This is a genomic window from Nitrosospira sp. Nl5, assembly GCF_900102495.1.
Classification (GTDB): domain Bacteria; phylum Pseudomonadota; class Gammaproteobacteria; order Burkholderiales; family Nitrosomonadaceae; genus Nitrosospira.
On the sequence record NZ_FMVQ01000009.1, the window covers coordinates 77,904 to 98,201 of the forward strand.

Sequence of the window (20,298 nt, forward strand, 5' to 3'; positions counted from 1 at the left end):
TGGCCTATGCAATAGTGTACTTTAATCCATCACAAAAGCCGATGGAATCATTATTCCCTCAAGAAAACCCGCTTCTCCAAAAATCATGATTACGCCCCGACGAAAGCTTGAGAGCATACCGTCGTTTACAAATTAAATTTGCAGGTTACGCTCATCATTTTTTTCCTTAGCTTGACCGAACCTCCTCCAATTGCGCGCAGACCGTTTTTACTGCCTGCAACATGCGGGGGGTCTGGCGGTGTATGAGATCAGGGTGCACAAAAAATAAATGATTACTCCTGACTGCGCTAACGTGCGATAACCGCCGCAACAGTTCTCTCACCCCAATTCCAGAAAATTCAAGCGATATGCTGCTTATGATTGCCTGAGGATCGGCTTTCAGCAGACTTTCCGCGGATATCACCGGCGTCAGGGAAGATGCGGAAGAAAACACATTAGCGCCCCCGCACATGCGGATAATGTCGCTGATTATATGATTTCCATTCACTGTCATGAGCGGCTGATGCCAGATTAACGGAAACACGCCAATCTGCCGCCGGCCGCCATAGTTGCGCTTGATTTGCCCGAGCTCCGCTTCATATACTCTTGCCGCCCGTTCTGCTTGCGTTGACGTCCCTGCCAGCTTGCCGGCCGCTCGCAGTAGCCGCGACACGTCTTCCAGCCTGATTGCTTCAGTGACAAAAACGGTCAGGCCAAGTCTTTCAAGTTTCCCGATATCCGAGACAGTATTGCCGCTTCCCCACGCGATCACCAGATCGGGCTTGAGTGCAATGATTCTCTCCAGATCAAGGTGGGATGAATCCCCAACCTCTGGAATGGATTTGGCGGCCTCCGGGTAGTCGCTGTAGCGGCTGACACCCACCAGTTTGGCGCCTGCTCCGGCAGCAAACACCAGTTCGGTAATGTTGGGAGAAAGCGAAATGATGCGGCCGGCGGAGTAATCCAGGCGGATGCTATGCCCGCGATCGTCAATCACGCTAATCGCCGTGGCTTGCCCTGCAATATCGACTGCGCCTGCAACGCCAATACCAGCCGACAGGAATGATGAAAACACAAACAGCGCTAAAATGCCGCGCCGCATTTTATTAATGGCATTTCTATTCGTATAAGCCTGGAAAAATAATTATGCTCAAGCCTGAAAATGTATTCCTCAGAGCACGCGAAAAACCCGAAGTTCCAATATATACCGCAAAGTTCCAATACACGGCAAATAAGCGGGCAATTTTCATAAAGCGGTACTCACCCATCAGATTTCCAGAGATGCTCCATAGAGAGCGCAGAAAGAAACTACGCCTCCTGATAACGGCTGGCCAGGGCCTCGCGTTGCTCGTAGGCCTCCCGCGCGATGCGGATATCATCCAGAAAAAACGGCAGTTCCCTGATCAGCAGCGCCTGCGGCCCATCCACGAGCGCCTTGCCCGGCACCGGATGAAAATCCACCAGCACCATGTTGGCGCCTGCAATCACGCCTTGGGCAGTCGCATGCATGATATCAAGTATGCCGTCCGGTGAGGAAGCGCGCGCGCCGACTGAATGCGAAGGATCGATACACACCGGCATGCGCGTGAGGCGCTTGACCACAGGCACATGGGCAAAATCCACAAAATTGCGGTGGGGGTCCGCCATATTGGTTTTCATGCCGCGCAAGCCAAAGACCACTTTGCGGTTGCCTTCGGAGGCCAGGTATTCGGCGGCATTAAGCGATTCGTCCAGGGTGATGCCAAAACCGCGCTTGATCAGCACTGGAAAATCCTGCTGGCGTCCAACGATTTTCAGCAGTTCGAAATTTTGCGTATTGCGCGTGCCGATTTGCAGCATGACACCGGTGGCATTGCCGGTCCGATAGAGCGCCTCGCAAATTTCTTCCACATGGGACTCATGGGTGATTTCCATGGCTATCACCTTGATGCCGTATTTTCCGGCCAGCTCGAATACGTAAGGCAGGCAAGCCTTACCGTGGCCCTGAAATGAGTAAGGACTGGTACGCGGCTTATAGGCGCCCATGCGGGTGCATACTTGTCCATGGTCGCGTAGCGCTTGCATCATTAACTCGACATGCTCCAGCGTATCCACAGCGCATAGCCCGGCGAATACATTAAGCGTATCCTGGCCAAAGCGCACTCCGTTATAGTCGAAGTAAGTAGGCCTATGGTCGTCCTTGTGCCGTCCGAGAACACGATACTCCTCCGAAATCCGGACAACCTGCTCGACGCATGGCAAGCTTTGCATATCCTCAATGGGCAACGCCTTGGTGTTGCCAATCAAATATACCTCGGTAAGCGTCTGCTCAACGCCGACTTCGCTATGTACACGCGTGGAAATACCCGGCAAATTAGTGAGGTGGGTCAATAATTGCTTGTATTCGGGACTGTCAGGCCGGGTATCCGGGCTTAAGACAAGAATCATGGAATGTATGGAGTGTCGAAACCGGCACGGAAGCGCGACGGAAAAACAGAATTCTAACCGAAAAAACCGATGCTTGCCATGCAATCGAATATGTCGTTTAATCGCTTTTCAGGCTGCATTTTGCGTATGTTTCAAGATTCGCTCCTATTCTCCGACGAACCCATGCCATCTAAGTCACCGGACAACAATAAGCTGGATCATATCGTGGCTGAAGCCCGGCGCAGCCGGGAACAGCGGAATATGACTTATCGCGAACAGGCACTCAGGATTTACCCATGGGTCTGTGGCCGCTGCGCGCGCGAATTCACGCGTGCGAATGTTCAATTGCTCACGGTGCATCACCGGGATCACAATCACGACAACAACCCAGCTAATGGCAGCAATTGGGAATTGCTGTGTGTTTACTGCCACGAAAACGAGCATTCCCGATATCTGGATAACACCGGACGTAACGAGGCATCGAGCGGCACACGGAAAACCGGGGCCACACATAATCCATTCGCAGATCTCAAGGCCTTGCTGAAAGACAAGAAATAATCGTCTGATCGAAGTAAATCCGGCCAAGCCGGTGCCCCATCCATTCATGACAGAGCAAAGCACAAAACAAAAAAATCACGATTCTGCGGTCTGCCCGCCTGCAATTTTTCTAATGGGGCCTACGGCAAGCGGTAAAAGCAGCGTTGCACTGGAAATTGCCAGGCACTTCCCGGTGGAAATCGTCAGCGTGGATTCAGCCCAGGTCTATCGGCATATGAATATTGGCACGGCCAAACCGGATGCGAAAACCATGGCGGCGGTGCCACACCATCTCATCAATCTAATCGAACCGCACGAACGTTATTCCGCAGCGCGATTTCTTGGCGACGCGCTCGCCACAATGCGCGAGATTACGCAGCGAGGCAATATTCCACTGCTGGTTGGCGGAACCATGCTTTATTTCCGGGCACTCACAAAGGGCCTTTCCGAACTTCCCTCCGCCGACGCGGACATCCGCATGGCAATTGAAACCAGAGCCGAAGCGAACGGTTGGCCCGCGTTGCATAAAGAATTGTGGCGGCTGGACCCGGCCAGTGCGGCACGTATCCAGCCAACTGACAGCCAGCGCATCCAGCGCGCCCTCGAAGTGTGTTATCTCACCGATATGCCCATGTCCGAAATTTTGAAAAAGCCAAGGCATGTTTGCCTTCCTTACCGTGTGACGGGCATCACCCTGATCCCCGCCGAGCGCGACGTATTGCATCAGCGTATTGCGCATCGCTTCGACGAAATGCTCAAGATGGGATTGATCGATGAGGTTCGCGCAATCCGTGATAAATTCTGCCTGGAGGATGAAAGTCCTTCAATGCGCTGTGTTGGCTACCGGCAGGTGTGGATGTATCTGAACGGCGAAGTCGGCTTGGCAAAAATGTACGAAATGGCGCTTGCCGCGACGCGGCAGCTGGCAAAACGGCAGCTCACCTGGCTGCGTCCGATGAAGGAAGTTAAGGAATTCGATTGCCTGGCGGAAACTCTATCGGAACAGGTGCGGAAGTATTTGCTTGAAACTGGTTTGCACGCGCGATGAAGTCCTGATCATCATAGTAATTCACCGTTTATCAATGTGAATTTCGATTGACAGTTTTTAGATCAACTTTATTTGGGAGGAAAATAGCATGAACGATAAATATCGATTGGCCGTGGTGGCCGCAACGCTCGCCGGTGCCCTCTCCATCGCCGGTTGCACAAAACCCGAGGACCGGGTACATGAATCCTGGGTCGCTCCTCCCGCAGGCGAGGTGGTGGAAGACAGCACGCTTACCGCCACAATAAAATCCTCATTGCGGACTGACCCGGCTGTCAAGGACCTGGATGTGAAAGTCGAGGCACACAATGGCGAGGTGCTGCTTAGCGGTTTTGTCGACAATCAAGCCCAGATGGATCGCGTGATCATGTTCGCGTGGATGGCCGAAGGAATTAAGAAAGTGGACAATAAAATGAGCGTGAAGGGTGGCGGCAGTGAGGTAAGCAATTGATCATCCGCGGGTTCCCATAAGGGAATATGATGCAATTGTTCGACATTTACCCAGGAAAATTAACTTGAGCACGTTTCTCTCTTCCCTGCTGCTGGCGCTGGTTGTCGTTCTTGGCGTTATTCTTTTCGTCCCGCCGTTGCGGCGTGCTCTCATTTCGAATCGGTTGCTAAAAATTTTCCGAAAAATCCTGCCACAGATTTCCCAAACCGAACAGGAGGCTCTGGACGCGGGGACCGTGTGGTGGGACGGGGACCTGTTCAGTGGCAAACCGGATTGGAACAAATTGCTGGCTTATCCGAAGCCGAAGCTGAGCGTAGAGGAAAAAGCCTTTCTCGCCGGCCCGGTGGAGCAATTGTGCGGAATGCTGGACGAGTGGCACATTACGCGCGAGCTGCACGATCTGCCCCCCCATGTCTGGCAATTCATCAAGGATAATGGTTTTTTCGGCATGATTATCCCTCGGCAATATGGCGGTCACGGGTTTTCGGCGCTGGCGCATTCCGAGGTAGTGATGAAAATCGGCTCACGCAGCGGTACGGCGGCCGTGTCGGTAATGGTGCCGAATTCGCTGGGACCGGCGGAGCTACTGCTTAACTACGGGACCGAAGAGCAGAAAAGCTATTATCTTCCACGTCTGGCGAGAGGACTGGAAGTACCTTGTTTCGCCCTTACCGGGCCGGACGCAGGCTCAGATGCGGGTGCAATTCCCGATTTCGGCATCGTTTGTCATGGGGAATTCGATGGAAATCAAAATGTGCTGGGGATGCGGGTCACATGGGAAAAGCGCTACATCACCCTGGGCCCGGTGGCGACACTCCTGGGACTGGCGTTCAAGCTGCATGATCCGGATGGTCTAATCGGCGAAGAGAAAGATCTCGGCATTACGCTGGCGCTGATTCCCACCAGTACGCCTGGAGTCAACATCGGCCGTCGCCATTTCCCGCTCGACGCGGCTTTTCAGAACGGTCCCAACTCCGGCAAGGACGTATTTATTCCCATGGAATGGGTAATCGGCGGCCGCGAAGGAGTGGGCTACGGCTGGCGCATGCTGATGAATTGTCTTGCCGTCGGACGTTCGATTTCCTTACCTGCTACCAGTACCGGGGGAGCGAAGCTGGCGGCGCGTAGCAGCGGCGCATATGGCAGGGTAAGGGTGCAATTCAAGACTCCAATAGGACGCTTTGAAGGCGTGGAGGAAGCGCTGGCGCGCATCGGCGGCAACACCTACATGATGGATGCAGCGCGGGTAATGACTGCCGGGGCGGTGGACTTGGGGGAAAAGCCCTCCGTGATCTCGGCCATCGTGAAATATCACCTCACCGAACGCGGCCGCCAGGCGATTAACGACGCAATGGATATCCACGGCGGCAAGGGTATTTGCCTGGGACCCAGCAATTACCTTGGGCGCAATTACCAGCATATCCCGGTCAGCATCACAGTGGAAGGCGCCAATATCCTTACCCGCAACATGATTATTTTTGGTCAGGGAGCGATACGCTGTCACCCTTATGTGCTAAGAGAGATCCGGGCGGCGAGCAACAGAGATGCTGTGCGCGCCTCGGTTGAATTTGACACTGCATTGATGGGACACTTCGTTTTCAGTATCGGGAACGGCATACGTTCCTTGTGGCATGGACTGACTGGCGGCCTTCTTGCGGGTGCTCCGGGCAGTGTTGACCCTGAAGTGCAGGGTTACTATGGTCAACTAACGCGTTTCTCCGCCGCTTTCGCGTTATTAGCCGATATTTCCCTCCTGGCTTTGGGCGGATCGCTGAAGCGCAAGGAAAGATTGTCCGCCCGCCTTGGGGACATTCTCAGCATGCTTTATTTATGCTCGGCGACGCTGAAGCGCTTCAAGGACGATGGCCGTCCCGCGGCCGATTTGCCGTTGCTGCATTGGTCGGTGCGGGATGCACTGTACCGCATGCAGCAGGCATTCGACGGTCTGCTGGCTAATTTTCCCGGCAGCGCCGTTAGGGTGCGATTATTGCGGTTTCTTGTATTCCCTCTGGGCAAGCCGTTCTCACCGCCGTCGGATGAATTGGGCCACAAAGTCGCCCAACTGATGCTGACACCGGGGGAGGTGCGCGACCGCCTTACGTCGGGTATCTATATGCCCACATCCGACGGCGAACCGCTGTACATTCTGGAGCAGGCGCTGCAGTGCGCTGTTGTAACCGAAACAGTAGAAGCCAAGCTGCGCGCGGCCGTCAAGACAGGCCGCATTCCCGCCAAGGGGGATGAAAAAATTGCCGATGCCCTCAAGCAGCGGGTCATCACCGCTACCGAATTGGAGTTAATGGGAAAAATGGAGTCCCTGCGCCGCCAGGTCATTATGGTGGACGATTTTCCCCCGGATTTTGGCAGCGAGCCGCAAGCTGAACCTGGGCCGGCGGAAGCAGTTCCGAAAGTGGTCCAGGAAATGCCCGGCGAGGTGGCACATCAGCAGGCCTCTCAAACTTGAAGAATCGCAGCCGATTTCCTTTAGGTTCGACAGGCTGCTAGAACGCGGGATAAATGACCAATAAAAACGTATGAAGAGCGGAGATGAGCAATGCAAACCAGGCAACACAACCTGATGGACATTATTCCGGTGGAGGTAGCCGGAACCCTGGACGGCCTGTTCAGCGAGCGGGTACGCCGCTCGCCTCAGATGGTTGCTTATCGGGATTACGACCGGTCCAGCGGCAAATGGCGCGACCTGACCTGGGAACAAATGGATCAGGGCGTCATGCGCTGGCAAGCTGCACTGTTCCAGGAGAAACTGCTGCCGGGCGATCGCGTTGCGGTGATGCTAAGAAATTGCCCCGAGTGGGTAATGTTCGAACAGGCCGCGCTCAGGCTTGGGCTCGTGGTGGTGCCACTTTATACGGCTGATCGCGCGGAGAACGCAGCCTATATTCTGCACGACGCCGGCGTCAAGGTATTATTGCTGGAAGAGCTGGCGCAATGGCAAACGTTTTCTGAAGTACGCGGTCAGATTGGCAACTTGGTACGCGTCGTGACGATCCAAAGCGACCCCGAAAAAGTTGACGATAGCCTCGTTCTCGCGCTGCATGACTGGCTGCCTGAGAAGGCCGGAGAAACGCAGCACGTCGACCGCGATCCACGTCAGCTGGCCACTATCATCTACACCTCCGGCACCTCCGGCCGGTCCAAGGGAGTAATGCTGAGCCACTACAATATACTTACCAACGCCCATGCCTGCTTGCAGGGCGTACCGGTATGGCAGGATGACCTGCTGCTTTCGTTTCTGCCGCTGTCACACACTTTTGAGCGCACGGCTGGTTACTATGTGCCAATGATGTGTGGCGCCACTGTCGCCTACGCCCGTTCGATTCAGCAGCTGCAAGAAGATTTGCTCATCATTCGTCCCACTATTCTGGTTTCGGTACCGCGAATTTACGAGCGGGTTTATGCCGGGATTCGCGCCAAGCTTGCGGAAGGACCCGCGTTGAACCGTAAACTGTTTAACCGCGCGGTTGAAATCGGTTACAGCCGCTTCGAGTATCAGCAACAGCGTGGCTCCTGGCATATTTCCCACCTGTTGTGGCCACTGCTCGAGAAACTGGTGGCGAACAAGGTAATGAGCAAATTGGGTGGCCGGCTTCGCGGGGCAATGAGCGGCGGGGCGGCATTGTCGGCCGAAGTTTCACGAGTGTTTATCGGCCTCGGCCTGCCTATCCTGCAAGGCTACGGCATGACCGAAAGCAGCCCGGTGGTATGCAGCAATACTTTTGAGGACAATGTACCGGCGAGTGTGGGGCGGCCTATCCCGGGGGTGGAAGTGAAGCTCGGCGAAAATAACGCATTACTGATTCGCGGTCCCAACGTAATGCTCGGTTATTGGAACGACCCGGAGGCAACCAAGGCCATAATGACACCTGACGGATGGCTGAATTCGGGCGACATCGCTCATATCGATGAGAACGGACGGATAACCATCACCGGCCGCTTGAAGGAAATCATCGTTATGTCTACCGGTGAGAAAGTTTCGCCAGCGGATATCGAGGCGGCGATTCTGCGTGACCCCTTATTCGAACAGGTAATGCTGGTTGGCGAAGGACGTTCATACCTAAGTGTGCTGGCAGTTGTGAATTCCAGCAGTTGGGAAAGCATATCGGGGCAGTACAATCTTGATCGTGACTGGCGCCTCCTGTTGCAGAACCAGGCGTTTGAAGAAATTCTGCTGGAAAGAATCGGCCACCAGATCCGCGAGTTTCCGGGCTATGCAAGAATATATCGCGTGGCCCCGGTGCAGGAGCCATGGACTATCGAAAATGGCATGCTCACTCCTACCTTGAAACTCAGGCGAGGGCGGGTGCTGGATCGTTACCGGACCGAAATAGCCAGACTCTACGAGGGACATTGAAGCCACGCTCAAATTTAGCTTGTCGGAGCGGTACTTATAGGATGACCCTGCAAAGCAATGCGGCTCTATGGACGAGGATGAGGTTGCGATTTTCTTATTTCAATGTGAATCCGGCAATTGGACCTGTTGGAAAAAATGAACGATAACGCAGAAATCCACGCGCCCCTGCCTGAAGGGCTCGACCCGATATTGCGCCTGGTGCCAATGCCGACGGATACAAACTATGCCGGCGATGTATTCGGTGGCTGGATCATGGCGCAGGTGGACATCGCCGGTAGCTTGCCGGCAATGCGCCGTGCCCGTGGACGGGTAGTCACCGTGGCGGTGAATTCCTTTGTTTTCAAACAGCCTGTATTCGTCGGCGACGTGGTGAGTTTTTATGCGGAAATCATCAAGGTTGGACGCACCTCCATCACGGTGGATGTCGCGGTCTATGCACAGCGAGGGCTGCGCCAAGGAAGTGATGAAGTCTGTTGCAGAGTGACAGACGCGGTGCTGACATACGTAGCGGTGGATGAGAATCGCAAGCCGCGGGTGGTTCCGCCGGAATGAGGTAAAACCACTGTATCAAACTGGAGGCAACATTGAATAATAGTCAATTCATCGTGCGCAAAGCCGCCGTTCTCGGTGCAGGGGTGATGGGTGCCCAGATCGCGGCACATCTGATCAATGCCAATATCGAAACACTGATGTTCGAGCTTCCCGCCAAGCAGGGAGACCCCAACTCCAACGTGATCAAGGCAATAGAAAACCTGAAAAAACAGGAGCCGGCGCCGCTGTCGATTCCGGTCAAGGCGGTTTTTATCCAGCCTGCGAACTACGACCAGCATCTTGAGCTGCTCAGGAATTGCGATATCGTGATCGAAGCCATCGCCGAGCGCATGGACTGGAAAACAGATTTGTACAAAAAAATAGCGCCGCATCTCGGCGAGCACACGATTTTTGCCAGCAATACCTCGGGCCTTTCCATCAATCAGCTGTCGCGTGCTTTCCCTGAGAACCTTCGCCACCGTTTTTGCGGTATCCACTTTTTTAATCCGCCACGCTACATGCACCTCGTTGAGTTGATCGCTTGCAAGGAAAGCGACGCCGCGATGCTGGACGACCTGGAAAAATTTCTGGTCACTTATTTGGGCAAGGGCGTGATCCGCGCAAAGGACACGCCCAATTTTATTGCCAATCGCGTGGGCGTATTTTCCCTGCTCGCCACCATGCACCACGCCAGGGCATACGGCCTTGGGTTCGACCTGGTGGACGCTTTAACCGGCCCTCTCATCGGCCGTCCCAAGAGCGCTACTTTCCGTACCGCAGATGTGGTGGGGCTGGATATCCTTGCGCATGTGATCAATACCATGCGCGATACCCTGCCGGAAGATCCATGGCACAGGCACTATACAGCGCCCGGCTGGTTGCAAGCCCTGATAAACAATGGGGCGATGGGACAGAAAAGCAAACGCGGCGTATACCAGAAAGCGGGCAAGGAAATCCAGGTTCTGGATCCGGCCAGCGGGGAATACCGGTCCTCCGCGGGCACGGCTGACGATGACATCAAGGAATTGCTCAAACGTAAAAATCCCGCGGAGAAATTTGCAGCATTGCGGGCGAGCCAACATCCGCAGGCGCAATTCCTGTGGGCGATATTCCGTGATTTGTTTCACTATTGTGCGGTCCACCTCGCTGCAATCGCCGATAACGCGCGCGACCTGGATTTTGCCATGCGATGGGGCTTCGGCTGGAATCAGGGGCCATTCGAAATCTGGCAAGCGGCGGGATGGGGCGAAATTGCGGGTTGGATCAATGAGGACATCGCCGCGGGCAAAAGCATGAGCGCGGCGCCACTGCCCGACTGGGTGCGGGAAGTGGGGCAAGGCGTTAGCCGGACCGTCAATCTGGATGTACAGGGCGTGCACAGGGTGCATGGCTCTTATGCACCGTCCACAAACGTCTTTCGCCCGCGCTACGCACTTCCCGTGTACCGGCGACAATTGTTTCCGGATCGGTTGCTGGGTGAAGAAGTGCAATACGGCGAAACCATATTCGAGACCGACTCGATTCGGATGTGGCATACCGTCGGCGAGTCCGCCAACAAAAGCGCGGTCGACGACGGCATCGCCATTCTCAGCTTCAAGAGCAAGATGCATACCATCGGCAGCGACGTACTGGACGGAATACAGCAGGCTCTCGATGAAGCGGAGCGCAACTGGCGCGCATTGGTAATCTGGCAGACGGAGCCCCCGTTTTCGGCTGGCGCCAATCTGCAAAAAGCCACGGAGCGCCTGAAAAGCGGCGAGGCGCCTTCTACTTTAAACGTACTGGCAAAAAAACTCCGGAAAACAGCACAGTCCGCCGTCCTTAAAGCTGCTCGCAGCCTTAATCTTGCCGATGCATTGATGGCGGGAAAACTGGCGGAAGTCGAAGCGATGATTGCGCAATTCCAGCAGACTTCGCAGGACCTCAGGTATTCGATGATTCCCACAGTGGCGGCAGTGGATGGCCTTGCCTTGGGCGGCGGCTGCGAATTTGTGATGCACTGCGACAGCGCGGTAGCGACAATGGAAAGCTACATTGGCCTGGTGGAAGCCGGCGTGGGATTGTTACCGGCCGGCGGGGGGTGCAAAGAACTTGCCTTGAGAGCATCGCAGGATACGAAAAATGGCGACCCTTTTCCGCTGCTGAAAAATTATTTTCAGAGCGCCGCAACCGCGCAAGTGGCAAAAAGCGCCGAGCAGGCGAAGGAGCTGGGGTATCTGCGGCGCGCCGATCAGATAGTGATGAACCGGTTTGAACTGCTTTACGTCGCCAAGGCCCAAGCAGTCGCGCTGGCTGAAGCGGGCTATCGCCCGCCTCTGAAAAACCGCAATATTCAGGTAGCCGGCTCCACCGGTATCGCTACCATCAAAGGCATGCTGGTCAACATGCGGGAAGGTAATTTCATTTCCGAGCACGACTACCTCATCGGAACCAAGATCGCCCATGTCATGTGCGGGGGCGAGCTCACTCCCGGCAGCCTGGTCGATGAAGACTGGTTCCTGGAGCTGGAGCGCGCCGCGTTTATTGAGTTGCTGGCAACCGAAAAAACGCAAGCGCGCGTGGAACATACGCTGAAGACGGGAAAGCCGCTGAGAAACTAACGTTAAAGGAAATTCCATGGCCAAACAAACTCAGGATGCTTATATTGTCGCTGCCGTACGTACGCCGGTAGGAAAAGCGCCTCGCGGAATGTTCAAAACGGTGCGGCCCGATGACATGCTGGCGCATGTATTGAAAGCCGCGATGGGACAATGCGAAGGACTCGACCCAGCCGCCATTGATGATGTAATCGTCGGCTGCGCCATGCCGGAAGCGGAACAGGGAATGAACGTTGCACGTATCGGACTCTTGCTGGCAGGGCTCCCCGATAATGTACCGGGCATGACGATCAACCGCTTCTGCGCCTCCGGATTGCAGGCGGTGGCGCTCGCCGCCGACCGCATACGCCTGGGCAACGCCGACGTGATAATCGGCGCCGGCACCGAGAGCATGAGCATGGTGCCGATGACGGGTAACAAGATGTCTTTGGATCCGGCAATATTTGCGCGGAATGAGAACGTTGCAATCGCCTACGGCATGGGGATAACCGGAGAAAAGGTCGCACACCGGTGGCAGGTTAGCCGCGAAGCACAGGATGAGTTTGCAGTGGCGAGCCACGCGAAAGCGCTCAAAGCGATCGAAACGGGAGAATTCAAGCAGGAAATCGTACCCTACCCCGTGGAAGAAAGACGCCCCGATCTGGCCTCGCACGAAATCCGCAACGTGGCTGTCCTCAGGGAAACCGACGAAGGGCCGCGCCCGGGGACCAACCCGCAAACGCTTGCCACACTGAAACCGGCGTTTGCGGCCAACGGCTCGGTAACGGCTGGCAACAGCTCACAGATGTCCGACGGAGCAGGCGCGGTGATCGTAGCAAGCGAAGCGGCATTAAAGCGCTTCAATCTCACTCCTATCGGCCGCTTCCTGGGATTTTCGGTAGCCGGTGTACCGCCCGAAATAATGGGCATTGGCCCGATCAAGGCAATACCGAAAGCACTGGACCAGGTTGGCTTGAAGCAGGACGACCTCGACTGGATCGAATTGAATGAAGCCTTTGCAGCCCAGAGCCTTGCGGTTATCAACGACCTGCGGTTGGATCGCGCCAGGGTGAATCCGCTGGGAGGAGCGATCGCGCTGGGGCATCCCCTCGGCGCGACAGGCGCCATCCGTGTCGCCACCCTGTTGCATGGACTAAGGCGGCATAATCAGAAATACGGGATGGTGACGATGTGCGTTGGCACCGGGATGGGTGCCGCAGGGGTGTTTGAAGCCTTATGATTTAATGCAGCCAGAGGTTGCAGCAAGGAAAAAGTCATGCAACACAGGAAGAGCTAGTGTAGTGAGTCAGAGATATCGTTACATAACCGATTCGAATGAATAAACCGGGAAGGAATGTTAAAAATGACTAGATTGGCGTCAGACAAGGCGCGAGGAGGCGCATAGTTATTCCTATGCAACGATGAGCAACGCAGTATGGCGGCAATCCAGTCATTTTTAAGTAATGATATCTCTGACTCACTACACCAACTCTTGCCGACGTATATCTTTTCGTGAAAGGCCGGAAATTCCACGTTCTCAGTCTGGCCCTCCCCAGTCCGGCTCCTTTTTATTTCCGTTATTTTGTCCGAAATAAACATAGCCTTTCTGCGGGACATTCGATTCCAGGAAACGCTTGCGTTCTTCCCTGTCCAGTTTCTTATCCCACCAGATGGCGCGCGCTTCTTTCTGATCCTCCGCGAGTTGCGGGTTTTTCTCGAACAACTCACGCATGAATTTGGTGTGATCGGATTCGTACAGCTTCATAGTCTGATTTCCCTCTTTGCTCTTGTCTGTGGACCTTTACTTCATAACTGTATCAGCTTATGTAGATACTCTGTTCGCTGTCAACGATATTTTTGATTTTTTTCTTTATGCAGGCACATGGCCCTACACCTGCTTCCTCTTTGCCCTGTCATTCCCGCGAAAGCGGGAATCCATGGGGTTTCGGTTGCCCGAATTCACCCACCGCGGAATGACGGCCTGTTCCAGTCAGCGTCTGGATTCCTGCCTTCGCGGGAATGACGAAGCGGATGGATGAAGCGTAAGTGCTTATGTAGGATGGGTAAAGCGAAGCGTAACCCATCAAAACAACGAACCGCATGATGGGTTGCGCTCATTCCACCCTATCCAGCAAAAAACCCAGGAAAACATCATTACAAGGCCTTTCCCCTGCGCAATTTCTTAACGTACTCCGGAAATGGCAGGGAAAATTCGGCTTCGAGTTTTTTTGCGCGCTCCCTTAATTCCTCCCAGTCCGGCCGGCCGGGATTATGCTTGAAAGCGAAAGCGACGAGGTTCCCGCGCGCCTCCGCCGGCATCGTCATAACGTGGCCGTCAAAGCTGTTCTCAATTCGTCTCAGATATTCCTGTAGCCCCTTGTCTCTGCTGAGCAGATTCACCACCAGCATGCCCTTTTTTCTCAATGTCTCGCGGGCACGATTGTAAAAATCCTGACTGCAAAGCGAAGGTACCTGGCAGTTGCCGTCAAAGCCGTCAATCATCAGCACATCTGCGCTGGCGAGATTGTTGACGATATAATCTTCGCCCTCCGCGATTATCACTTGCAGTCGTTCACCGTCGGCTGGCACAAAAAAATAGTTGCGCGCCGTCGTAACGACCTGCGGATTGATTTCAATCACGGTAGTTTTTGTCAGCGGCAGCCGATGATAGACGAATTTAGCCAGCGATCCTCCCCCCAGACCGATCATCAGAATGTTTTCGGGGTGTGAGTGAAACAGCATGAAACCCATCATGCATTGGGTATAGGTCAACTCCAGATCATTGGGCGCCGTCAGCCTCATGGCGCTTTGCACCATGCTATTGCCAATATGGAGCACGCGCACTCCGCCCTGCTCGCTCAATTGAATGCCTGATTCGCCCCGGGTACGGGTACGCCATTTTGAAAATCCGGACATGGAACCCAGTTCGTTAAAGATTATGCCTGCGCAATCTGCAATTCGGCTACCATAAAGCTTACCACTGGCTACAATTGGACGCGCCATAATGATCCACGAAAATAACGAACCGACGCATTGCCGTTGATTCTCATTCTGCAAGCACCAAAACCGTGATTGAAGGCTAAACCATGTATAAATTGATTGTGATTTTAGCTCTGCTATTGTCAGCGTGTTCAGGTCTCGGTATAAAAGAAAAAATGCAAACTCATGGAGCAAAGTTCACGGGAGAGCATTCCGCTCTCGCACGCTGCGTCGTGACCAAATTGCAATCGGACAGCCGCTGGCTAATCAGGGAACTGGGATACGATGTGCGGCAATATCCGGACATCCAGGCAACGGAAATTTATGCATATCCGTTTACCTCGTTACCAGGCACGTATGCACGCAACTCACCCTTGAATCCTGATGCGGTGGTCAGCTATGGGCCACCGGCACCCAAGGTTCAAGCATATAAGCAGAAGGCCGATGCGAACCCCGATTATTCATTCGTTCTAATGATAAAAAGAACGGACAATGAAACGGTATTCGCCACCCTCAACGGAAAGAAACACCAGGGCGACATAGCGTGGGAGAAACTGAAAGCCTGCTCGCCTCCAAACGGCTCCTAACGCCACAAATCAGTGGTTGGGGGGAGCGTCGCATGCAAATCACGCGCCGAGCGTTTCGAGGTAATAAAATCTTCAACATCATGGATTTCATTCCATTGCTCCGTTGTTGATAGGCCCCTGATATTCACTTGTGCCGCGTCCCATCCAGCAGGGCCGGGCAACGCCATTTCACGTTATCCTCGAAGAAATAAAAGTATCGGCTTGATGCACGGCATGATAATTTTCGCTTGTTGTCCGCGATGGAATCGCGGCATTTAATATTAACGGCACATTTATCGGATTTCTCAAATTGAAGTTAGGGCGTTTCGCAACACAGAAAAAAACAACCAGCGTAGCGGTTGGAAGAATAATGGTGATTAAATGACGCGGTTATCGATCCCGCGAATTGCGATAGCAGGACTGGCGTCGGTATTGCTGGCTACTCAAGGCTTTGCCGGAGACTTTGAGGATGGAATGAAGTTTGTCCTCAGCAAGGATTACACCAGAGCGGTGGAATCTTTCAGAAAAGCCGCTGAGCAGGGAAATGCGGATGCGCAATTCAATCTGGGCGTCATGTACGCCAAAGGCCGCGGCGTTCCACAGGACTACCAGCAGGCGGTGGTCTGGTATCGCAAGGCGGCGGAGCAGGGAGATGCTCAGGCGCAGTCCATTCTCGGCTTCATGCACCTCAAGGGCCAGGGGGTCACGCAGGATTATCAGCAAGCCATGTCCTGGTATCTCAAAGCCGCGGAAAAAGATTATCCGGTCGCACTGTACAATCTGGGCGTCATGTACGCCAAAGGCCAGGGGGTTCCGCAGGATTATCAACAGGCCATGTCCTGGTATCTCAAGGCCGCGGAGCAGGGGCACGCTCCCGCGCAATCCATTTTGGGTTTCATGTATCTCAAGGGTCAGGGAGTTCCGCAGGACGATCAGCAAGCCGCATCCTGGTATCTTAAAGCGGCTGAGCAGGGATATGCCGACGCGCAATACGCGCTTGGCGTCCTGTATGCGAAAGGCCGGGGGGTTGCACAGAACGATCAGGAGGCCACCTCCTGGTATGCCAAAGCCGCCGAGCAGGGAAATGCGGATGCGCAATACAATCTCGGACTGGCGTATGCCAAGGGGCAAAGCGTCCCTCAGGACGATCAGCAGGCCGCATCCTGGTATTTCAAAGCCGCTGAGCAGGGAAATCCAAGAGCACAATTCAAGCTCGGTGTCGCGTATGCCAGAGGGCGGGGTGTTCCGCAGGATGAGGGGGAGGCCTTATCCTGGTACCGCAGCGCGGCCGAGCAGGGTCATGCACCCGCCCAATTCAATCTTGGCGTCATGTATGCCACGGGCAGGGGAGTTCAGCAGGACGACCATAAGGCCGTTACCTGGTATAGCAAGGCGGCCGAGCAAGGGGATGCGGATGCCCAGTACAACCTAGGCGTGCGATACGACGACGGACGAGGCATTAACAAGGACGAGCAGGCGGCCCTGGCCTGGTATCTCAAGGCCGCCGAACAGGGATACGCCCGAGCCCAATACAGCCTGGGCGTGAAGTATGACAACGGCCAGGGTGTGGCGCAGGATTACCAGCAAGCCCTGGCCTGGTACCTCAAGGCCGCCGAGCAGGGTCATCCGGGGGCGCAAACAAATCTTGGTGTGCTGTACTACAAAGGCAATGGCGTGAAGCAGGATTTCGTCGAAGCGGAAAAGTGGTTCAACATTGCCAGCGCGGTAGGATATGAGGATGCGAAAACGAACAGCGAGTTGATGGAAAAACTCATGACGCCGGAGCAAATTGCCGAAGCGCAGCAACAAGCAAACGCGTGGAAGCAGACTCACCAAAAATAAATTCTATATTGATTATTTAGTGGGCGATTGTGTACTACTCTTCTCCTTGGCAACAGGGTTTCGTAAGGTATAGCCTTTCTCTTTCATCTTGTATCCGCCGTAGGCGCCAGCTCCTCCGGCAACCAGATACCAGCAGCCAGAGAGCATTGGAATCACAGCCAATAACATGCCCACACAAATTATTCTCTTTATTTTCATTGCGGCTCTTCTCATCAAGTCAGGGAAACAACATGCTTCGGAAGGGGAATTTAACCTTCAGAACAGATAGTTGTCAAATATGTCATCCCGAGCAGACAGGTTTTCGTTAATATAACTCAGTAGGCTTCGTAATTGTGGGAAATAGGATCACGCGCGAGCTCGCCTGGAGCGCATTCCGAATCAGTTGAGCTGGATCAGTGGAGCATCTCGGTTTAAGAGGACTTTGGAGGAAAATATCATGGACCAGGCATCAATCTCTAACGTATGGATCAAGCGGTTGACAATTATCGGGCTAGTCATGCTCCTGCCGGCTTGCCAATCAACGGAAACGAGACGGTTCGGCGGGATTCTCGGCAGCGTTGCGGGCTCCATTGGCGGAAGCTATCTTGGCAGTTCTCTCGGGGGAGGCACGGCGGGCCGCATCATCGGCGCTGTCGCCGGGGGTGTCGCAGGCTACTATGTGGGTTCCCACATCGGCGGCTATCTTGGGGAGGACGATAAACAAAAAATGGCCCAGACATCACAAGCGGCGTTCGAGACCGGCGAGACACAGACCTTCAGCAATCCTGATACTGGCGTGAAGGGCAAGGCTGAAGTGGTTCCATCGACACAAGCAGCGCAACGGGATCGGGACTGCAAGATGATCAGGCAAACCATTGTGCTCAAAAACGGAAAAACAGTGACTGAGGATGTGAGGAGTTGTAAAGAGCCGGGATGAACGTCATTTGTTTGCTATCGGCCATAATCTGCAGTAGTTCCTCCGACGGCGCCGAATACGAATTCAACGGGTGAACGCAAGTAACTGCTGGATAGGGAGAGTACGCCCCGAACCTAATTTTCGTACTGAGAACCCGCTACCGGAAGCTTGGTCAGTTTGTCGAGCCTGGAGGGTTGTGCACGCCACAGCACTGCCAGCAGGCTTCCGAGCAAAGAGTGCACCACCGCTGAAACCGCGCCTACCACGGGTGTCAGCGGCAGCAATGGAAAGGCCTGTTTGGCCAACACGATTGCAAGCCCGGAGTTCTGCATGCCGACCTCGATGGAAATGGTGCGAGCACTCTGGCTCTGGCAACCACGGATCCTGGCGAAGCTATAACCGATCAGGAAACCGATTCCATGCAGCAGCATCGTGGCAAGAATCAGTTGAAAGCCATGGCTCAGGATCGCATCCGCATTGGCGGCAAACACCACGGCACAGATGAAGCAAACCCCCATTACCGACAACAGGGGCGCCACCGGCATCACGCGCATAACCAGGCGCGGCGCCCAGCGGTTGAGCATGACGCCAAGAATAACCGGAATGATGACGACTTGCAGGGTTTGCTTGAACAGTAACCAGGCATCCACGGGAACCAGGGCCCCCGCAAGAAATTGGGTCAGCAATGGTGTGAAAACGACTGCCGCCAGCGTGGAGCAGACCGTCATTACCACCGAAAGCGCGACATCCGCGCCCGCGATATAGGTCACCAGATTTGAAGCCGTCCCGCCTGGACAACAGCCAACCAGGATCAGGCCCAGAGCAAAGTAGGGCGGCAGGTTCAGCGCATAAGCCACTCCCCATGCTGTCAGAGGCATAATCGAGTACTGGGCCACAAAACCGATCGCTACCTCCCTCGGCTTGCGGGCGATCCTGCGAAAATCCTCGAAGGTCAGTGTCAGCCCCATGCATAACATGATGAAAGCCAAGAGCAGCACCATCAATGGACCCTGATTCATGGCCATCAGCCACTGCGGCCAGTACAAGGCAATTGCCCCGGAGAGAATCATCCAAAGCGGGAACAGGAGGGCCAATTTGTGCAACATGGCAGCGGGGACCGGCCTCAGCCCTTTGCCAAAGCAGAACGTGAGAACAGAAGCGTGTGATGCTGGGCAAACCGGCTTATCAACCGGATTGAGTTCAGGCCCGTTTCGCTGGCCATCTCCCGCAGCGTGGAGAGGCTCTCGGGATAATCGTGGTCGCGGACATGGGCACAGGCCTCCTCCAACTGATCCTGTGGCACCTTCGTCCATGTCTCGCGCATGAACTTCAGATAGCCGTCCAGATAGTTTTCCCGGTCCTGGTTTTCCTCGCGCAGCACATCCACCAGAATCAGCCAGCCCTTGTCCGAAAGGCACCGCCCCGCCGCACGGAAAAAGCGCTTCTTATCGTCCGGCATCAGATGATGAATTGCAAATCCCGTAAAGAGGACATCCCAGGTTTTGCCCGTGGACTCCACCGCCTTCAAAAGATCGCCGAGGGTTAAAGTGACCTGACTGGGCAATTCCGCCAAATACTCACGCGCCTCTGCCAGCGCAGCCTCGGACAAATCCACGCCTTCGTATGTCGCGGGGGGCAGGCGCCTCAGGCAGGGTGCCAGATAGCGCGCATTGCCACAACCCAGATCCAGCAGGTGATATTGACCCTGATCATCGCGCAGCCTCAGCAAATCCTCAATGCCAGCATAGATCTCCCGGTGATACATGTAGTTGTATTCGGTGAGTAAGTCGTAGAGAGACCAGGAGCGGGTAAAAATGGTAGTAGGGTCGGGGAAAGTCATAACTGCCGGGTAAAAATGTCGGTATCGCTTTACAATAATTTATGGAAGAGCGCGCAAAACTATTCTTTTAGAAGTCCAGCTAAAACGATGGTCAGCGTTTGTATCGCCCCACCTAATCGCAACTGGAAATGGAAGGAAAATGTAGCCTGGAGCTAGCTCGGCTTTTGCGAGGGCGAAATAATGCCGAAAATTCTACTTGTATTGTGCAGCAGCCATAAAACCCTCGCGTGTTGAATCGGCAGTAATAACGCTACCGAGCGCCTGATACTCATCAGTTTA

At 54.5% G+C, this 20,298-nt stretch carries 17 protein-coding genes; 11 read left to right on the top strand and 6 right to left on the bottom strand.

What is annotated here, in order from left to right; genetic code table 11:
- Nucleotides 1-166 precede the first annotated feature (166 nt).
- Nucleotides 167-1,081 carry a cobalamin-binding protein gene (locus BLP45_RS09950; protein ID WP_090372183.1) on the bottom strand — a complete coding sequence of 305 codons (915 nt, stop codon included), beginning with the start codon at nt 1,079-1,081 and terminating at the stop codon, nt 167-169.
- A gap of 206 nt (nt 1,082-1,287) precedes the next feature.
- Nucleotides 1,288-2,406: a 3-deoxy-7-phosphoheptulonate synthase gene (locus BLP45_RS09955; protein ID WP_090372185.1), complete on the bottom strand. Its 1,119-nt coding sequence runs from the start codon at nt 2,404-2,406 to the stop codon at nt 1,288-1,290.
- Nucleotides 2,407-2,568: 162 nt separating this feature from the next.
- On the opposite strand from BLP45_RS09955, the gene BLP45_RS09960 reads away from it, so the two are divergent.
- From BLP45_RS09960 to BLP45_RS09995, 8 genes are all read left to right on the top strand, one after another.
- The gene (locus BLP45_RS09960) at nt 2,569-2,943 is read left to right on the top strand and encodes a YajD family HNH nuclease (RefSeq protein ID WP_090372291.1); all 375 of its coding nucleotides are present in this window, start codon (nt 2,569-2,571) and stop codon (nt 2,941-2,943) included.
- A 112-nt stretch (nt 2,944-3,055) separates the two neighbouring features.
- Nucleotides 3,056-3,970, top strand: coding sequence for a tRNA (adenosine(37)-N6)-dimethylallyltransferase MiaA (gene miaA / locus BLP45_RS09965; RefSeq protein WP_256327774.1), 915 nt, complete (start codon nt 3,056-3,058; stop codon nt 3,968-3,970).
- An 88-nt stretch (nt 3,971-4,058) separates the two neighbouring features.
- A complete protein-coding gene (locus BLP45_RS09970; RefSeq protein ID WP_090372189.1) occupies nt 4,059-4,418 on the top strand; it encodes a BON domain-containing protein in 360 nt (119 codons plus the stop codon).
- Nucleotides 4,419-4,482: 64 nt separating this feature from the next.
- The gene (locus BLP45_RS09975) at nt 4,483-6,882 is read left to right on the top strand and encodes an acyl-CoA dehydrogenase (protein WP_090372191.1); all 2,400 of its coding nucleotides are present in this window, start codon (nt 4,483-4,485) and stop codon (nt 6,880-6,882) included.
- A 90-nt stretch (nt 6,883-6,972) separates the two neighbouring features.
- Nucleotides 6,973-8,790 carry an AMP-dependent synthetase/ligase gene (locus tag BLP45_RS09980; RefSeq protein ID WP_090372192.1) on the top strand — a complete coding sequence of 606 codons (1,818 nt, stop codon included), beginning with the start codon at nt 6,973-6,975 and terminating at the stop codon, nt 8,788-8,790.
- A 135-nt stretch (nt 8,791-8,925) separates the two neighbouring features.
- Nucleotides 8,926-9,342, top strand: a complete 417-nt coding sequence (locus BLP45_RS09985) for an acyl-CoA thioesterase (protein WP_090372293.1) — start codon at nt 8,926-8,928, stop codon at nt 9,340-9,342.
- 32 nt (nt 9,343-9,374) lie between these two features.
- Nucleotides 9,375-11,921 carry a 3-hydroxyacyl-CoA dehydrogenase/enoyl-CoA hydratase family protein gene (locus BLP45_RS09990; RefSeq protein ID WP_090372194.1) on the top strand — a complete coding sequence of 849 codons (2,547 nt, stop codon included), beginning with the start codon at nt 9,375-9,377 and terminating at the stop codon, nt 11,919-11,921.
- A 16-nt stretch (nt 11,922-11,937) separates the two neighbouring features.
- Nucleotides 11,938-13,137 (top strand): acetyl-CoA C-acyltransferase, encoded by a 1,200-nt coding sequence (locus BLP45_RS09995; protein ID WP_090372195.1) that lies wholly within the window; start codon nt 11,938-11,940, stop codon nt 13,135-13,137.
- A gap of 297 nt (nt 13,138-13,434) precedes the next feature.
- Here the strand turns inward: BLP45_RS09995 and BLP45_RS10000 are convergent, their stop codons facing one another.
- A complete protein-coding gene (locus tag BLP45_RS10000) occupies nt 13,435-13,662 on the bottom strand; it encodes a DUF3460 family protein (protein ID WP_090372197.1) in 228 nt (75 codons plus the stop codon).
- Nucleotides 13,663-14,051: 389 nt separating this feature from the next.
- Nucleotides 14,052-14,813 carry a polyamine aminopropyltransferase gene (locus BLP45_RS10010; RefSeq protein WP_090372295.1) on the bottom strand — a complete coding sequence of 254 codons (762 nt, stop codon included), beginning with the start codon at nt 14,811-14,813 and terminating at the stop codon, nt 14,052-14,054.
- Nucleotides 14,814-14,983: 170 nt separating this feature from the next.
- Between BLP45_RS10010 and BLP45_RS10015 the strand changes: the two genes are divergently transcribed.
- The 3 genes from BLP45_RS10015 to BLP45_RS10030 all read left to right on the top strand — a co-directional run bounded on the left by BLP45_RS10015 (nt 14,984) and on the right by BLP45_RS10030 (nt 18,200).
- Entirely contained in the window at nt 14,984-15,463 is a 480-nt protein-coding gene (locus tag BLP45_RS10015; RefSeq protein ID WP_090372201.1) for a hypothetical protein, read from the top strand.
- 360 nt (nt 15,464-15,823) lie between these two features.
- Nucleotides 15,824-17,284 (top strand): SEL1-like repeat protein, encoded by a 1,461-nt coding sequence (locus BLP45_RS10020; RefSeq protein WP_090372203.1) that lies wholly within the window; start codon nt 15,824-15,826, stop codon nt 17,282-17,284.
- 436 nt (nt 17,285-17,720) lie between these two features.
- A complete protein-coding gene (locus BLP45_RS10030; protein ID WP_090372207.1) occupies nt 17,721-18,200 on the top strand; it encodes a glycine zipper 2TM domain-containing protein in 480 nt (159 codons plus the stop codon).
- A gap of 113 nt (nt 18,201-18,313) precedes the next feature.
- Here the strand turns inward: BLP45_RS10030 and BLP45_RS10035 are convergent, their stop codons facing one another.
- Nucleotides 18,314-19,285, bottom strand: a complete 972-nt coding sequence (locus tag BLP45_RS10035) for a bile acid:sodium symporter family protein (RefSeq protein ID WP_090372209.1) — start codon at nt 19,283-19,285, stop codon at nt 18,314-18,316.
- Nucleotides 19,286-19,302: 17 nt separating this feature from the next.
- On the bottom strand, nt 19,303-20,019 hold the full coding sequence (locus BLP45_RS10040; RefSeq protein WP_090372211.1) for a class I SAM-dependent methyltransferase: 717 nt from the start codon (nt 20,017-20,019) through the stop codon (nt 19,303-19,305).
- Between the last annotated feature and the right edge of the window lie 279 nt (nt 20,020-20,298).

Bases quoted from the DNA above. Each gene is read 5' to 3' on its own strand.
- BLP45_RS09950 (WP_090372183.1), bottom strand. From the start codon at position 1,081: ATGCGGCGCGGCATTTTAGCGCTGTTTGTGTTTTCATCATTCCTGTCG.
- BLP45_RS09955 (WP_090372185.1), bottom strand. From the start codon at position 2,406: ATGATTCTTGTCTTAAGCCCGGATACCCGGCCTGACAGTCCCGAATAC.
- BLP45_RS09960 (WP_090372291.1), top strand. From the start codon at position 2,569: ATGCCATCTAAGTCACCGGACAACAATAAGCTGGATCATATCGTGGCT.
- miaA (WP_256327774.1), top strand. From the start codon at position 3,056: ATGGGGCCTACGGCAAGCGGTAAAAGCAGCGTTGCACTGGAAATTGCC.
- BLP45_RS09970 (WP_090372189.1), top strand. From the start codon at position 4,059: ATGAACGATAAATATCGATTGGCCGTGGTGGCCGCAACGCTCGCCGGT.
- BLP45_RS09980 (WP_090372192.1), top strand. From the start codon at position 6,973: ATGCAAACCAGGCAACACAACCTGATGGACATTATTCCGGTGGAGGTA.
- BLP45_RS09985 (WP_090372293.1), top strand. From the start codon at position 8,926: ATGAACGATAACGCAGAAATCCACGCGCCCCTGCCTGAAGGGCTCGAC.
- BLP45_RS09995 (WP_090372195.1), top strand. From the start codon at position 11,938: ATGGCCAAACAAACTCAGGATGCTTATATTGTCGCTGCCGTACGTACG.
- BLP45_RS10000 (WP_090372197.1), bottom strand. From the start codon at position 13,662: ATGAAGCTGTACGAATCCGATCACACCAAATTCATGCGTGAGTTGTTC.
- BLP45_RS10010 (WP_090372295.1), bottom strand. From the start codon at position 14,813: ATGTCCGGATTTTCAAAATGGCGTACCCGTACCCGGGGCGAATCAGGC.
- BLP45_RS10015 (WP_090372201.1), top strand. From the start codon at position 14,984: ATGTATAAATTGATTGTGATTTTAGCTCTGCTATTGTCAGCGTGTTCA.
- BLP45_RS10020 (WP_090372203.1), top strand. From the start codon at position 15,824: ATGACGCGGTTATCGATCCCGCGAATTGCGATAGCAGGACTGGCGTCG.
- BLP45_RS10030 (WP_090372207.1), top strand. From the start codon at position 17,721: ATGGACCAGGCATCAATCTCTAACGTATGGATCAAGCGGTTGACAATT.
- BLP45_RS10035 (WP_090372209.1), bottom strand. From the start codon at position 19,285: ATGTTGCACAAATTGGCCCTCCTGTTCCCGCTTTGGATGATTCTCTCC.
- BLP45_RS10040 (WP_090372211.1), bottom strand. From the start codon at position 20,019: ATGACTTTCCCCGACCCTACTACCATTTTTACCCGCTCCTGGTCTCTC.